Below are 13,691 nucleotides of genomic sequence, written 5' to 3' on the forward strand. Positions count from 1 at the left end.
TGAGGTCGCGGCCGCAGAACCGACAGCGTTCGGTACTGTCGCTGTATTCGTCACTGGGCACGGAGGAACCACCTCATTAGGTAGTGGATGTATGGCGAGGGCATCCCGGACCGCTTCAGGTCCTCCGCGCGGTAGTCGCCGGACACCTGCTTGACGGACCGCCAGAGGGCCGCGCTCCCCTGCCAACCGCCCGTCTCCTGGTGCGCGGCGAACGGGCCGCCGTCTGCGATGAGGTTCTGATAGGCGGGCGGTTGCTCGACGTGAAACGTCGTTTCAAAGGCCCGCTCGTAATCAATCGGGAGGCCGAACATCCGCCCGTTCAACCTGACGGGGCTGTTCAGCGGGGCGTTCGGCACGTTCTCAATTATCCAGTCGTCGGCAAGAAAGCGGCCGAGTTCCCGTGCTCGTGGGATAAGGTTCGGGTGGCTGTCCGCGTCCCGGTCGCGGGTGGCCGTTGACCACCGCGGACACGGCGGATGAAACAACGCCAAGTCGAACGTGTCCACGTCCGGCGTCTCCGTGGACAGGTCCACGGCATACGTCGCGGCCGTGAACCGTGTGTCACTCGGGTCGAGTCCGAACCGATGCACCTCACCGTATGCCGAGAGTGGTTCGCTCTCGACTCCCGTATCCGCAAAGAAATGACCGATACGTAACCCCTGGCGGCGGTCACTCTCACCGCTCTCGTGGTCGGTACTGGGTGCGGAGTTGTCAGTCACGCCTTCTCACCCCGAATACCGGCAGCGAGCCGAGTCGAGCCGTCCCGCATCTCGACTGGGATGCCGCGGATTCGGTCCGTCCAGTGGGGTGCGTCCTCTGCGTGGCAGGTTCCAGGGATGACGTTGTTGCAGTCCGAGCAGGCCAAGCCGTGGACGCGCCGCCCGTCGGGAAGTTCGTGACCGCCACGACTCTTTCCGATTGCCTTGCCGCAGTCTGGGCAGATGGCCGAAAACCCGTCCCGCTCGGCCTCTACAACCTGCAACTCGGGTGACGCGAGCAGCGTGGATTGCTCACTATCACGCGAAGAATCAACGGAATCTGAACCGTTCGCATGGTCCTCACTCGGCATCGTCGTCACCTCCGTCGGGCGGGCAGATGCGGAGCGAGACCCAGCCGGCGAGCGCGCCCGCACCGGCCGCGAGCGAGCACGCACCCAGGGCGAACGCCGTGAACGTGAGGAAGTTCATGCCCACCACCCCGCGGCGGCCGCGGTCACTTTGTCGAGACCGTGCTGTCGGGCCTCGAACACCTCGGCGGGCGTCCACTCGTCGGGGAGCCCGTCCACGTCGGGACACCGCACCTCGTGGCGCACGTCGACGCCGACACCGCCGTGATGCTCGACGAGGACTCGGTGCTCGACGGTGGCGCGGCGACGCTTGACGCTGGTAAACGGGCGCTCACTCCACTCCGCGACGAGGCGCTCCGTCATGCCTCCACCTCCGGAGCCGTCTCGTCGCGCCACAGGGTCTCCGTGGCGACCCACGCAGTCAGACCGAACGGCACGTCGAGGTCGGCGCGCTGGAACTTCCGGAGTCGCTTCTGCTCCTCGGTGAGGTCGTGCTGGGAGGGCAGTTCCGCGGCGGCCGTGAGCCGGTCGAACGCGGCGTCGGCCTCCGCCTCGGCCCGCTCGACTGCGCTCTCGGTCCGGCGGTGGACGCGAATCTTCCCGGTCCGCACGGAGATGAACCCCTGGTCGGCCAGCGGTTTGAGCAGACGGGACTTCACCGCCTCCTTCGGGCATTCGCTGTGGTGGAGCTTGTCCTTCGCCTCGTCGACGCTCACCCGCCGCGTGCCGGTCGGGTGGTCCGACAGCGCCAACAGGCGGTCGTACGCCTCCGCCAGTTCCTCGTGGGCCGGGCGGTGGAGGTCGGCGCTCCCGCCGTCGGCCTCGGCGTGCTGGGCGACCACCTCGCGGAGTTGCTCGCGGATAAGTTCCGCACGGCTCACATCTCGCTGGTCGGCCACCTCGTCGAGGGCGGCCACGTCGACGCCCTTCGGGTTGAACGAGATGCGGGTCGGGTTCTGTGCGATGTCCTTGCTCATGCCGACCACCCCGAGCGACTACGCGACCGACTACGCGGTGAATACGCACACGGCGCGGCGATGGACAACCCGTAGTCGCACCCCCCCTGTGCCGGTGCGGAGGCGGCTTCGTGCGTGCGCCCCCGGGACATGATTTGACTCCGCTCAAAACGAGCCTCGCGGCGCGGGGTCATCGGTCGACCACCTCGCAGGCGAGGAACGCGGCGAAGCTCCCGACGACGGCGAGCATCGTCCCGACGGCGACACCGGCAACGAGCAGGTCGCTCATCGACGACCACCCGAGACGAAGCGCTCGCCGTCGAGGTCGGTGGCGATGCAGTCGCGGCACCGTGGCGACGACTCACCGGTCGGTGGCGCGTACAGTTCGCCGACAGCACGACGGTCGCATCCGTTGACGGCACAGCGCGTCACGCCGACCACCTCGCGGTGATGCCGGCGACGCCGGCCTCGACCTCTCGAACGATGTCGGCCGTCGTGTACTGGCTGAGATACAGCCATTGGCGTATCCAGAGCACGGCGACGACGTACCAGGCCCACGGCGGGAGCCGGAGCACGGGCGTCCACGAGAGCGGGACAGCGAACAGGTTGAGCTTCACGGCGAGCAGGACGCGCCCCAGCGTCAGCGGGTCGCCACCGGAGGCGATGAACGCGACGAGGTAGGCGACGACGACCTCGGAGACGGTGTGCTTCGCCAGTCCGGCGAGGCTGTTGACGGGGCTGTCCGTCACCGCGACCACCTCCGGCCACCGTCGGCGCGGACACGCTCGACGACGCTGTCGGCGCGCTCCTGGGCGGCGTCGCGGACGTGGACGCCGGGCCGGTCGTCGTCGGCCACCGCCGACCGGACGGCGAACAGATGGGCGCACGGGCCGTCGGAGTAGGTGAGGCCCTTACAGCGGCCGTGGCGGTCGCCGTCCTCGTGAAGCGCCCAGCAGTCGCCGTGCCACGCCTCGCCGTCGCGCCGGAGCGTCACCTCGTGGACGCTGTCGGAGTCCTCGAAGGCGACGATGAACGGCCCCGTCGGCTCGACGGGAGCGACAGCGACCTCGCTGTCTCGCGCCCGTTCGGCGCTCCCGCTGTCCGCGTGGAGCGCGTCGAGGAAGCGGAGGCGGTCGGTCACGGAGACCACCTCTCGGCTTGGAGGTCCGCGCCGCACTTCCCGCAGTAGCGTCGGCCGCGGCTGTCGGTCTCGGTGACGGGGTGGTCGCAGTCCGGGTGGATGGACCCGAACGCTTCCTTCATTGAGACCACCCCCGGGGGTTTGCGGTTACGGGTGGAGAGAACAGCAGAGCGTTGTTACTGCTCTGTGTGTTTATTTCGAGAGTGGGACCGCCGAGAATTGAACTCGGGTCCTACGGACCCCATCCGCAGAGGATACCACTACCCCACGGTCCCTTGCATGCGAAGCGAGGAGGGTTCCGGGGTTAAGCGCTTCGCTTCAGACCAGCACTCGCTCCAGGTCGACCACTTCCCCCGAGTCGGCGTCGGAGTCGCCGACGAGCGTGCCGAGACAGACGGCCGCGCCGTCGGGCGTGTAGCAGGCGACGAACGTGCCGCGCTTCGCGGTCTCGCAGTCGAGGACGCCCGGCGCGTAGACCGGTGCGCCCTCCGCAATCTGCTCGGCGGCCGACGGTGCGACCGTCACCCGGGGAATCCCCTCCAGCGCGCGCTCGGCGGGTGCGACCACCTCGCGGAGCCAGGTCTCGTCGCCCGTCTCGCGCCACTCCGCGACGGCGTCCTGCAACGCGTGGAGCGAGTGGAGCGTCCGGTCGTCGAACGTCCCCGTGGCGGTCCGCCGGAGGTCGCCCATGTGCGCGCCGGTGCCGAGCGCCAGCCCCAGGTCGTGACACAGTTTCCGGACGTAGGTGCCCGACGCACACCGGACCCGGAGGAGCGCGCGCCGCCGCTCGGTTTCCAGCACGTCGAGGTTGTGGATCCGGCGGGTGCGCAGGCGCCGCGAGACGGCGCTCTTCCGGGGGGGTTTCTGGTAGATGTCGCCCTCGAACGCCCCGACGACGGATTCGAGGTCCGAGGGTGCGGGCCGGTGGAGTTCGAGGACGGCGACGTACTCCTTGACGGCGTCGTCGAACACCTGCGCCGCCCGCGTCGCGTCCCCGAGCAGGGTGGGCAGACAGCCGGTGACCTTCGGGTCCAGGGTCCCCGCGTGGGCCGCCCGCTCCTGGCCGGTCACGTCGCGGACCCAGCCGGCGACCTGGTGGGCGGAGGGGCCGGGCGGCTTGTCGAGGTTGACGACCCCGAAGGCGAGCAGTTGTTCGGGCGTGCGCTCGGTGGGGTCGCCGCGCATGGTCAGAACTCGTAGTCGACGGTGACGGGCGTCTTCCCCTCGTCGCCCGCGGGGTTGTACGCCTCGACGACGGTGGCGATGGCCGCGACGACGCCGTCGGGGTCGAGCCGCGAGGTGTTCAACACCAAATCGTAGATGGAGAGGTCGTGGATGTCGATGCCGTAGTAGTCGCTGTACCGCCGGGCCTCGCTCTCGGAGCGCTCCTTCGTCTCCTCGCGGGCCACCTCGGAGGATTTCCCCTCGCGTTCCGCGATGCGCTCGGCGCGGACCGAAAGCGGGGCGTCGAGCCAGACGCGGAAGTCGGCGTGCTCGCCGGCCATCCAGCCCGCGAGCCGCGACTCCAGCACGAGGTCGTCACGTTCGGCGGCGATTTCCCGCAGACGGCGGTCGAGGTCGCGGTCGATGCCCTCCTCGGTCTCGGCCTGTTTGTTGAGTTCCAGCGGCGTCATCCCGCGTTCGTCCGCGAGGTCGCGAAAGATGTCGCCCCCGGAGACGTGGTCGTACCCCAGCCGGTCGGCGAGCGCCTTCGCGGCCGTGGACTTCCCGCTCCCCGCGGGGCCCGAGATGGTAATCAGCATGTTCCTTCTCGGGGGGTCGGGCTAAAAGGAATTTCTCTTCGCGGGGTCCGTGTGGACCCCTGACGCGCCCTCAGGTGGGCGTCGTCTGGATGTTCAGCGACTTCCGGATGAGCTGGGTGAAGCTCATCGAGCAGACGAAGTACCAGAGAATCCACGCCTGGAGCGGGCCGAGCACGCCCGTCTGCCAGCCCTCCTCGAGCGTGCCGATGAGCGGCATCGTCATCGTGTTGGGGACGATGGTCTGGGGCGACAGTATCTTCCAGTACATCCACAGGAACACCGGGATGGTGAGCAGCATGATCCACACCATCGGCCGGAACTGCTCTTTGAACATCCCGAGGTTGTCGCCCATCGCTTCCATCTGCTCCTCCTGGATGCGGTCGAGCGCCTCGTCGTCGCCCCGCTCCTTCGCCTCCTTGCGGCGCTCCTGGATGTCCTGCATCCGCTGTTGGTACTCGGACATCTTGTCCATGTCCATCAGGTTCGCCTGCAGTAGCGTCGAGTAGAGCCCCGTGAACACCGCAAGCACCATGATGACGACGTAGAACGGGAGCGCGGCGTCGAGCGGCCCCAGCAGGACGTCGATGGCCGAGCCGATGGCGTTGCGTATCTGTCCGATGGAGTAGCCGGCGAACAGCCCGACCGCCGCCAGCGCGGCCAGTTTGTCGTACGTCGACCACGAGGAGTCGCCCTCCACCTCGGGGAGGTCCGCGTCGTCGTCGTCCGACAGCGCCTCGCGGACCCCCTCGGGGTCGGCCAGTTCGAACCCCTCGCCGTCGTCGGCGTCCACGAGGATGCCCTTCTCGATGAGCCGTCCCCACTGGCCGCTGGAGAGTTCGTCGGAGGCCTCGCCCCACTCGACGGGGGTGTCCCGCTCGAGAAGCCGCTCGAGGACGTCCCGGAGTTCGGGGTCCTCGCGGACGAGGTCCTCCACTTTCGCGGCTGTGCGTGCCATTACCCCGTTTAGCAACCCTGCGCTCTTGAAGCCTTTTACTCGCCGCCCCGGATGAGCCCGTCCCACGACCCCGTCAGCACCGTCTCGTCGTCGTCCTCGCGGACGTACGTCAGGTCGGCGGCCACCTCCAGGTCGCCGTCGCGTTCCTCGACCGAGGTGAACGTCGTCTCGCACCGCACCGTCTCGCCCGTGTACACCGGCCGACGGAACTCGTAGGTCATCGTCCGCGCGAGCACGTTGTACCGGCCGCCGATCTCCGTGGCGAGACTCGCCGTCAACAGCCCGTGGACCAGCAGTCGCCCCTGCTCGTCGGCCTCCAGATGGTGGTCGCCGCGGTCGCCCGTCGTCTCGGCGAACTGCTCGACGTCCGCTTTCTCGAACGTCCGGGTCGCGGTGACCGTCTCGCCCTCCTCGGGACGCATCCTCAGAACACGTAGGGGTCGTCCGCGCCCGCCTGCTCGGGCACGAACCACTCGTCGTCGGTGTCGCGCTCGACCTCGCCGCTGGCCCGGAGCGCCTCCAGTCGGTCCTCGGCCTCGTCCTCGGGGAGGCCGACGGCCGCCGCCACGCTCCGGGTCGTGAGGCCGTCGCTACGCTCCACGACCTGCAACACCTCGTCGCCGGGCACCTCGTCGTCGAACTCGCCGGCGTTTCCGCCGAACTCCCCACCGCTGTCGTCGAACTCGCCGAACTCCTCGTCGTGCATACCCGGCACTCGCCGGTGGGGGTACAAGAACCTGTCGCGGTGGGCCCGGGCCCCGTCTCCCGGCCCGGCGTCTCAGACCCGCTCGTCGATGGCCGCCTCCACCTCGTCCCACACCTCGTCGGGAGTGCCCTCGCCGTCGACCTCCGCGAACGCGTCGCTCCCGCGGTAGTACTCGATGACCGGCTCGGTGTTCTCGCGGAACACCCGGAGCCGTTCGCGCACTGTCTCCTCGGTGTCGTCCTCGCGCTGAATCAGGTCGGCGCCACACTCGTCGCAGACGCCCTCGGTCTCCGGCTGGTCGAACTCGACGTGGTAGTTGGCGCCACACTCCGGGCAGACCCGGCGACCGGTCAGCCGGTCGACCAGTTCCGCCTCGCTCACGTCGAACACGAGCACAGCATCGAGGTCGGTCCGCTCGTCGAGAAACTCCGCCTGCTCGAGGTTCCGGGGGTAGCCGTCGAGGACGAACCCGTCGGCCTCTCCGAGCGCGGTGACGACGATTTCGTTGACCACCTCGTCGGGCACGAGTTCGCCGGCGTCCATGTACGCACCCGGCGTGTCGTACTCCAGACCGAGGTCGGAGATGTCCATCCCCTTGTTCGCGCGGAGCGCGTCGCCGGTCGTGATGTGGTCGACGCCGTACTCCTCGACGATTCGCTTGCTCTGTGTCCCCTTGCCTGCGCCCGGGGCGCCGAGCAGCAGCACGTGCGGTTGGCTCATACCGGCGGCTTCACCGCCCCGACCTAAAGCTTTGAAGAAACGGGCCCGACTTGCGGACGTATGCCGAACCCCGAGGACTCGACGGACCGGGACGACGCTCACAGCCGCGAGACGTCCGCCGTCGACGACCCCGCCCGGCGCACGCGCCGCACCTACGAGACCGTCGCCGAACGGTACCACGAACGCACCGGCGACATCGACGCGCTCGTCCCGGAGGTCGAGCGGCTCTGCGAGCGGCTCCCCGACTCGCCGCGCGTGCTCGATGCCGGCTGTGGCCCGGGACGGGACGCCGCCCACCTCCGGGACGCGGGCGCCCGCGTCGTCGGCCTTGACGTCGCGGCCGCGCAGTTGCACCTCGGCCGCGAGGAGGCCCCCGGCGCCCGATTTGCGCAAGGGGACCTCCGGGCGCTCCCGCTCGCCACCGACAGCGTCGACGGCGTCTGGGCCGCCGCCTCCCTCCTCCACGTCCCCCGCGAAGATGTCGACGCGGCGCTGTCGGAACTCCACCGCGTCACCCGCCCCGGCGGCGCGCTGTTCGCGTCGCTGAAGCCCGGCGACGGTGACGAACTCACCCACGGCTACGGCACCGACGAGGGCCGCTACTTCGTGTTCCACGACCCGGAGACGTTCGCCGACCGCGTGCGCGACGCTGGCTTCGCGGTCGACCGCCTCGACGTCGAGGCCGACTGGTTCCGGCTGTCGGCCACCGCGTGAGACGCGAGGTGTTTTGCCCACCCGCCTCTGAGTCTCCACCATGTCCGACCCGGCGACCGACCCCGACGCCCGCCGGACGGCCATCGTCCGCGCGGTGATGGCCCACCGGCGGGAGGCCGGCGACCCCGTCGCGTTCCACGCGTGCGACGAGCGCGTCCGCTACGACGACCGCCTGCTCGAACTCGGGGTCTCCGACGCCCAGCGCGAGCGGCTCGACGCCCTGCTCGACGACTACCCCGTGTTCAAGCTCAAACAGCCGGAGACGCGGACGGCGCCCGACGGAACCGTGTTCGTCGCCGCCATCGCCGACCCCAAACATCTGGCTGACTTCCTCGAGGACTGCTTCCGGCAGGTGTACGGCCACGGTGAGGGGTACGCGCTGACGGTGGCGTAGTCGCAGGAGGGAACACTTTTGCCGTCGCCGTCTGGTGGTCGACACGTCGAACGACCGCATGGACTTCGCGTACGCCGGCCGGGACGCGCCAGTCGACGTCCCGTCGAGTCTGAGCTTCACCGGGACGGTGCTGAAACACCTGGCGCTCGCGCCGCTGTTCCCGCTCGCCGTAGCGGTCCGCTACGGCGAATCGGTGGTGCCGTTCCTGGCGGCCAGCGCCGTCTTCGCCGTCGTCGGGGTGGGGCTCGAACGGCTCCGCGACGACCGGGAACTCGGCCACCGCGAGGCACTGCTTCTGGTGAGTCTGACGTGGCTTCTCGTCCCCGTGCTCGGGACCGTCCCGTATCTCGTCGCCGGAAACGGCACCGTCGCGCACCCGGTGAACGCGCTGTTCGAGTCGATGTCCGGGTTCACGACGACTGGCGCGACCGTCCTCCAGGAAATCTCCTTCGAGCGCCACTCCCGCTCGATACTGATGTGGCGGCAGTTCACCCAGTGGCTCGGCGGGATGGGCATCCTCGTTCTCATGGTCGCCATCCTCTCGGAGCTGGCGGTCGGTGGCGCACAGCTCATCAACGAGGAGGCGCCGGGCGTCTCAATCGACAAGCTTCGCCCGCGCATCCAGGAGACCGCCCGCGTGCTCTGGTCAATCTACCTCGGGTTCACCCTGCTCGCGGTGCTCGTCTACTACGGGCTCCACCTCCTCGGCGTCGCGCCGAACATGGACCTCTACAACGCCGTCGCGCACGCGCTCACCTCGCTTCCCACCGGCGGCTTCTCGCCGGAAGCGCGTAGCGTCGAGGCGTTTTCGCCGGCCGTCCAGTGGGCCGTCATGCTGTTCATGCTCGTCGCGGGGACGAACTTCGCTTTGTTCTGGTACGTCCGCGTCGGCCAGCCCCGGCGGCTGGTCGAGAACAGCGAGTTCCGGAGCTACCTGCTCGCGATGGGCGTCGTCGGGGTGCTGTTGGCCGCCCTGCTGTACACGGGCGTCGGGCTGGCGACGACGCCGGCGAACGTCGCGCCCATCCAGGGCGCGGCCGAAGACGCGCTCCGGCACGCGCTGTTCCAGACGCTCGCCATCGTCACGACGACGGGCTACGCGAGCATGGACTTCAACGCCTGGAGCGAGGTGGGGAAACTGGTCCTGCTGTTCGCGATGTTTCTCGGCGGCTCCGCGGGTTCGGCGGCCGGGTCCGTGAAGATAATCCGCTGGTACGTCGTGACCCGTGCGGTCGGCCGGGAGCTGTTCACCACCGTCCACCCCGAGGCCGTCGAGCCGATACGGATGTCCGACGCCGTCATCGACGAGGAGACGGTCCGTGACGTGCTCGCCTTCGTCCTGCTGTTCGGGTTCCTGTTCGTCGTCTCGACGGTCCTGCTGTATCTCGACGCGCTCCGGGTCGGCCTCGAGTTTTCGGCGCTGGAGGCCACGAGCGCCACCATCGCCACGCTCGGCAACGTCGGCCCGGGCTTCGGGCTCACCGGCCCGATGAACAACTTCCGGCCGTTTTCGGACGTCGCGAAGCTCTACATGGTGTTTCTGATGTGGATAGGTCGCCTGGAGATTCTCTCGGTGCTCGTCGTGTTCACGCCCACCTACTGGCGCACCTGAACGCGAGGGCGACGCGGTTCGCGTGACCGAACGCGGATGGCCGGCTCCCGTACCTACTTTCCGGCGGCGGCCGAACGCCGTCCATGGACTCGGTTACCGTGCAGGGCGTCGACGTGCCCGCGCTCGGCCTCGGGACGTGGCGGCTCACCGGCGAGCAGTGTTACGCCACCGTTTCGGCGGCACTGCAGGCGGGCTACCGCCACGTCGACACCGCGCAGGCGTACGGCAACGAACGGCAGGTGGGCGACGCGCTCGGGGACAGCGAGGTGGCCCGCGAGGAGGTGTTCCTGACGACGAAACTCGACTGGGGCAACCGCCGCTACGACGACGTCCGCCGTTCGGTCGAGGCGTCGCTGGCGCGGCTCGGCACCGACCACGTCGACCTGCTTCTCATCCACCAGCCCCACCCGACGGTGCCGCTCGCGGAGACGCTCGACGCGATGAACGACCTCGTCGCCGCCGGCAAAGTCGACCACGTCGGCGTCTCGAACTTCGACGTCGACCGGCTCCACCGCGCCCGCGAACTGTCGGACGCGCCCGTGCTGACGAACCAGGTGCAGTTCTCGCCGTACTGGCTCCAGACAGAACTGCTCGACTACTGTGACATCCACGACGTCATGCTGACTGCGTACAGCCCGCTCGCGCACGGGGGACTGGTCGACGACCCCGTCCTCGCGGAGGTCGGCCGCCGCTACGACAAGACGGCCGCACAGGTCGCACTCAGGTGGGTGCTCCAGCACCCGAACGTCGCTACCGTCCCGAAGGCCACCTCCCGCGAGCATCTGGAAGCGAACCTGGACGTGTTCGACTTCGAACTCACGCCGGCCGAGATGCGTCGGGTCCGCCGACCGAACAAGGGGAAGGCGCTGTGGGGGATGGTCCGCGGCTCGCTCCCGGTGTGACCGTATAAGTGTATCCGCGCTGAAACGGGCGTATGGTCACCGAACTACGGGAGGGGGTGTGGCGCATCGACTGCGGGATGGTCAACGCCTACCTCGCGGACGACGACGGCGTGCTCACGCTCGTCGACGCGGGCACGCCCCGCGACGCCGGCACCATCCGGCGCGCCGTCGAGGACGCCGGCTTCATTCTCGGGGACATCGAGCGCGTCCTCTTGACGCACTACGACCTCGACCACGTCGGCGCGCTCGGGAAACTCGGCACCGACGCCACCGTCTACATGGGTGCCGGCGACGTGGGCTTTTACGTCGGCGACGAGAAGCCGCCGCTGGCGTACCACAAGGGGGCGTTCCAGCGGCTCGCGGGCCTGCTCGTCACGCGGCCGGGCGTCAGCGTCGAGAGCGTCAGCGACGGCGACGAAATCGGCTCGTTCACGGCCTACCACACGCCCGGCCACACGCCCGGACACACGGCGTACGTCAGCGAGGAGTTGAGCGTCGCGTTCGTGGGCGACCTCGTCCGGGAGTCGGGCGGTCGACTGGAGCCGTCGCCGTGGCACCTCAGCTACGACACCGAGCGGGTCCGCGAGTCCATCCATTACCTGGCGGACGCGGAACCGGCCGTGGAGGTGCTGGGGATGGGCCACGGCACGCCGTTCGTGACGGACGGGGCCGTGCGGCTCGCAGAACTGGGCGAGGCAATCGAGGCGACCGACTAAGCCGCCGCGTCGGCGACTTCCTCGGCGACGAACGACGGCTCCAGTAGCTCGGGGTCGAGGATGTGGCCGGCCTGCCCCTTGGCGAACTCCGGCAGGGAGTCGTGGGCGTACACGACGACGCGCACGCCGGGGTTCAGGTCCTTGGCGACGGGAATCGAGGTGGCCAGCCCCACGTCCGTCACCACGAGCACGTCGGCGTCGACGATGCCGGCCTCCTCGAGCGCCGGCCGGTCGGCCGTCCCCTCCGCCCGCGCAACGTCGACCCCCTCGTCGGTCAGGGCCTCGCCCAGTCCCTCGGTGTCGGCCCCGGCGATGACTGCTCGCGTCATATCTCGACTCTGCCGACCCGCGGGCTTAAGGGTTGTCTCACCCGTGTCAGCAGTTCCCGTGGGCGGTGGTCCTTTTTTGACCCCGCACGTCCTCCTCCCCGTATGGACGCGCCCGACATCGACGAACTGACGCCGCCGGACCGGACGCTGATGGGTCCGGGTCCCAGCGACGTACACCCCCGCGTACTGCGGGCGATGGCGACGCCGCTGGTCGGCTACCTCGACCCCTCGTTCGTCGAGGTGATGGACGACGTACAGCGAGGCCTCCGCTACCTGTTCCAGACGGACAACGAGCACACGCTGGCCGTCTCCGGCACCGGGTCGGCGGCGATGGAGTGTGCGTTCGGCAACCTCGTCGAACCGGGCGAGACGGTGCTGGTCCCCGACAACGGCTACTTCGGCGCCCGGATGGGACAGATGGCCGAGCGCGCGGGCGGCGAGGTGGTCCCGGTGTCGGCGCCGTGGGGCGAACCGCTCGCGGCCGCCGACGTCGAGGCCGCGCTCGACGACTACCAGCCCAGCGTCGTCGGCCTCGTCCACGGCGAGACATCCACGGGCGTCCGGCAGGGGGAGGTCGACCGAATCACTACGGCGGCTCACGAACACGACGCCTGCGTCGTCGTCGACACCGTCGCCTCGCTGGGCGGCGTCGAGTTCCGCACCGACGACTGGGACGTCGACGTCGTCTACTCCGGCTCGCAGAAATGCCTCTCGGCACCGCCGGGCGCCAGCCCCATCACTTTCTCCGAGCGGGCCGTCGAGAAGATTCGGGCGCGGGACGCGCCCTCGGACTCCTGGTATCTGGACCTTGAGGGCCTCTGGAGTTACTGGGGCGACGACCCCTCCTATCACCACACGGGGATGACCTCGACGCTGTACGCCGCCCGCGAGGCCCTCCGGCTGGTCGCCGAGGAGGGCATCGAAGCGAGATGGGACCGCCACAGCCGGATGTCGGCGGCGCTCGTGGCGGGCGTCGAGGCGATGGGGCTGGACCTGCGGCCCGCGCCCGCGGACCGCCTGCCGAGTCTCAACGCCGTCTCGATTCCCGACAGCGCCGACGGCGACGCGCTCTGCGACCGGATGCTCGAAGCGCACGACATCGAAATCGCCGGCGGGCTCGGCGACCTCTCGGGTGCCATCGTCCGCGTCGGCTGTATGGGCCACTCCGCGCGCCCCTCGAACGTGCTGGAGACCGTGGGCGCGCTCGGCCGGTCGCTCGAAGCGCAGGGCGTCGACGTTGATACGGGTGCGGGCGTCGCGGCGACGAACGCCACACTCGAGTAGCTACTCCGGCGTCGCGGCGGTCGTGCCCCCGTCACGGAGCGACTCGAAGGCGACGGGGTTCTCCCACAGTTCGCGCAAGGTGGCCGCCGCCAGAAAGCGGGTCGGCGCGGCGACCCACTCCTCGGTGGCGTCGTCGTGCGGGTCCGGGGCGTCGGTGTCGTGCCACCACGCGACGTAGCGGCCGTCCTCCAGTTCGACGGTCGGGAACATCCGACCGTTGACGACCACGTCGATGCGCGTGTCGGGAGCGATGGGCGGCCGCTCGTCGCCGCCGTCGGGCACGATGAGGTCGATGGGGACGTGGCTCTCAGTCATGGTCGCGCGGTCCACGCTGCTCACAGCGGTTCGAAGCGGTCCACCTACAAAAAGACGCGTCGGTCAGGCGTCAGACGCCCGGGCCCGCGCTCGATTCGAGGGCTCACTCCGTTCGCGG

At 69.4% G+C, this 13,691-nt stretch carries 22 protein-coding genes and 1 tRNA gene; 6 read left to right on the forward strand and 17 right to left on the reverse strand.

The window, feature by feature from the left end; all coding sequences use genetic code 11:
- Positions 1–50: 50 nt before the first annotated feature.
- From NL112_RS11600 to NL112_RS11670, 15 genes are all read right to left on the reverse strand, one after another.
- Positions 51–719, reverse strand: coding sequence for a hypothetical protein (locus NL112_RS11600; protein ID WP_255149001.1), 669 nt, complete (start codon positions 717–719; stop codon positions 51–53).
- Entirely contained in the window at positions 716–1,069 is a 354-nt protein-coding gene (locus NL112_RS11605; protein ID WP_255149002.1) for a hypothetical protein, read from the reverse strand. The genes NL112_RS11600 and NL112_RS11605 overlap by 4 nt, the downstream gene beginning before the upstream one ends.
- Positions 1,059–1,187, reverse strand: a complete 129-nt coding sequence (locus NL112_RS11610) for a hypothetical protein (RefSeq protein ID WP_255149003.1) — start codon at positions 1,185–1,187, stop codon at positions 1,059–1,061. The genes NL112_RS11605 and NL112_RS11610 overlap by 11 nt, the downstream gene beginning before the upstream one ends.
- The gene (locus NL112_RS11615; protein WP_255149004.1) at positions 1,184–1,429 is read right to left on the reverse strand and encodes a hypothetical protein; all 246 of its coding nucleotides are present in this window, start codon (positions 1,427–1,429) and stop codon (positions 1,184–1,186) included. The genes NL112_RS11610 and NL112_RS11615 overlap by 4 nt, the downstream gene beginning before the upstream one ends.
- On the reverse strand, positions 1,426–2,043 hold the full coding sequence (locus tag NL112_RS11620; protein WP_255149005.1) for a ribbon-helix-helix domain-containing protein: 618 nt from the start codon (positions 2,041–2,043) through the stop codon (positions 1,426–1,428). The genes NL112_RS11615 and NL112_RS11620 overlap by 4 nt, the downstream gene beginning before the upstream one ends.
- Before the next feature lie 407 nt (positions 2,044–2,450).
- The gene (locus tag NL112_RS11625; RefSeq protein WP_255149006.1) at positions 2,451–2,771 is read right to left on the reverse strand and encodes a hypothetical protein; all 321 of its coding nucleotides are present in this window, start codon (positions 2,769–2,771) and stop codon (positions 2,451–2,453) included.
- Complete coding sequence (locus tag NL112_RS11630; RefSeq protein WP_255149007.1) at positions 2,768–3,163, reverse strand: hypothetical protein; 396 nt, start codon at positions 3,161–3,163, stop codon at positions 2,768–2,770. Before NL112_RS11630 ends, NL112_RS11625 begins: the two co-directional genes overlap by 4 nt.
- A complete protein-coding gene (locus tag NL112_RS11635) occupies positions 3,160–3,285 on the reverse strand; it encodes a hypothetical protein (protein ID WP_255149008.1) in 126 nt (41 codons plus the stop codon). The genes NL112_RS11630 and NL112_RS11635 overlap by 4 nt, the downstream gene beginning before the upstream one ends.
- A gap of 82 nt (positions 3,286–3,367) precedes the next feature.
- Positions 3,368–3,438 (reverse strand) — tRNA-Pro (locus NL112_RS11640).
- A gap of 43 nt (positions 3,439–3,481) precedes the next feature.
- The gene (locus tag NL112_RS11645; protein WP_255152599.1) at positions 3,482–4,354 is read right to left on the reverse strand and encodes an RNA-guided pseudouridylation complex pseudouridine synthase subunit Cbf5; all 873 of its coding nucleotides are present in this window, start codon (positions 4,352–4,354) and stop codon (positions 3,482–3,484) included.
- Entirely contained in the window at positions 4,351–4,926 is a 576-nt protein-coding gene (gene cmk / locus NL112_RS11650) for a (d)CMP kinase (protein WP_255149009.1), read from the reverse strand. The genes NL112_RS11645 and cmk overlap by 4 nt, the downstream gene beginning before the upstream one ends.
- A 70-nt stretch (positions 4,927–4,996) precedes the next feature.
- Positions 4,997–5,881 carry a DUF106 domain-containing protein gene (locus tag NL112_RS11655; protein WP_255149010.1) on the reverse strand — a complete coding sequence of 295 codons (885 nt, stop codon included), beginning with the start codon at positions 5,879–5,881 and terminating at the stop codon, positions 4,997–4,999.
- Positions 5,882–5,916: 35 nt separating this feature from the next.
- Positions 5,917–6,303: an FAS1-like dehydratase domain-containing protein gene (locus NL112_RS11660; protein WP_255149011.1), complete on the reverse strand. Its 387-nt coding sequence runs from the start codon at positions 6,301–6,303 to the stop codon at positions 5,917–5,919.
- A gap of 2 nt (positions 6,304–6,305) precedes the next feature.
- Positions 6,306–6,587, reverse strand: coding sequence for a hypothetical protein (locus NL112_RS11665; protein ID WP_255149012.1), 282 nt, complete (start codon positions 6,585–6,587; stop codon positions 6,306–6,308).
- 72 nt (positions 6,588–6,659) lie between these two features.
- Positions 6,660–7,307, reverse strand: a complete 648-nt coding sequence (locus NL112_RS11670; protein WP_255149013.1) for an adenylate kinase — start codon at positions 7,305–7,307, stop codon at positions 6,660–6,662.
- A gap of 60 nt (positions 7,308–7,367) precedes the next feature.
- Between NL112_RS11670 and NL112_RS11675 the strand changes: the two genes are divergently transcribed.
- The 5 genes from NL112_RS11675 (at position 7,368) to NL112_RS11695 (ending at position 11,645) form a co-directional block, all read left to right on the forward strand.
- Positions 7,368–8,021 carry a class I SAM-dependent methyltransferase gene (locus NL112_RS11675; RefSeq protein WP_255149014.1) on the forward strand — a complete coding sequence of 218 codons (654 nt, stop codon included), beginning with the start codon at positions 7,368–7,370 and terminating at the stop codon, positions 8,019–8,021.
- 40 nt (positions 8,022–8,061) lie between these two features.
- A complete protein-coding gene (locus tag NL112_RS11680) occupies positions 8,062–8,415 on the forward strand; it encodes a DUF7975 family protein (RefSeq protein ID WP_255149015.1) in 354 nt (117 codons plus the stop codon).
- Between the two features lie 58 nt (positions 8,416–8,473).
- Positions 8,474–10,027: a TrkH family potassium uptake protein gene (locus NL112_RS11685; RefSeq protein ID WP_255152600.1), complete on the forward strand. Its 1,554-nt coding sequence runs from the start codon at positions 8,474–8,476 to the stop codon at positions 10,025–10,027.
- A gap of 83 nt (positions 10,028–10,110) precedes the next feature.
- Positions 10,111–10,929 carry an aldo/keto reductase gene (locus NL112_RS11690; protein ID WP_255149016.1) on the forward strand — a complete coding sequence of 273 codons (819 nt, stop codon included), beginning with the start codon at positions 10,111–10,113 and terminating at the stop codon, positions 10,927–10,929.
- Between the two features lie 32 nt (positions 10,930–10,961).
- On the forward strand, positions 10,962–11,645 hold the full coding sequence (locus tag NL112_RS11695; RefSeq protein ID WP_255149017.1) for an MBL fold metallo-hydrolase: 684 nt from the start codon (positions 10,962–10,964) through the stop codon (positions 11,643–11,645).
- Here NL112_RS11695 and NL112_RS11700 read toward each other — a convergent pair.
- Positions 11,642–11,974, reverse strand: coding sequence for a DUF7126 family protein (locus tag NL112_RS11700; RefSeq protein WP_255149018.1), 333 nt, complete (start codon positions 11,972–11,974; stop codon positions 11,642–11,644). The genes NL112_RS11695 and NL112_RS11700 overlap by 4 nt on opposite strands.
- A gap of 102 nt (positions 11,975–12,076) precedes the next feature.
- Between NL112_RS11700 and NL112_RS11705 the strand changes: the two genes are divergently transcribed.
- Positions 12,077–13,258 (forward strand): pyridoxal-phosphate-dependent aminotransferase family protein, encoded by a 1,182-nt coding sequence (locus NL112_RS11705; RefSeq protein ID WP_255149019.1) that lies wholly within the window; start codon positions 12,077–12,079, stop codon positions 13,256–13,258.
- On the opposite strand, the gene NL112_RS11710 is transcribed toward NL112_RS11705, so the two are convergent.
- A complete protein-coding gene (locus tag NL112_RS11710) occupies positions 13,259–13,597 on the reverse strand; it encodes a hypothetical protein (protein WP_255149020.1) in 339 nt (112 codons plus the stop codon).
- Positions 13,598–13,691: the final 94 nt, after the last annotated feature.

The organism is Halorarius halobius, from assembly GCF_024298865.1.
In the GTDB taxonomy this organism is placed as follows: Archaea; Halobacteriota; Halobacteria; order Halobacteriales; family Haloarculaceae; genus Halorarius; species Halorarius halobius.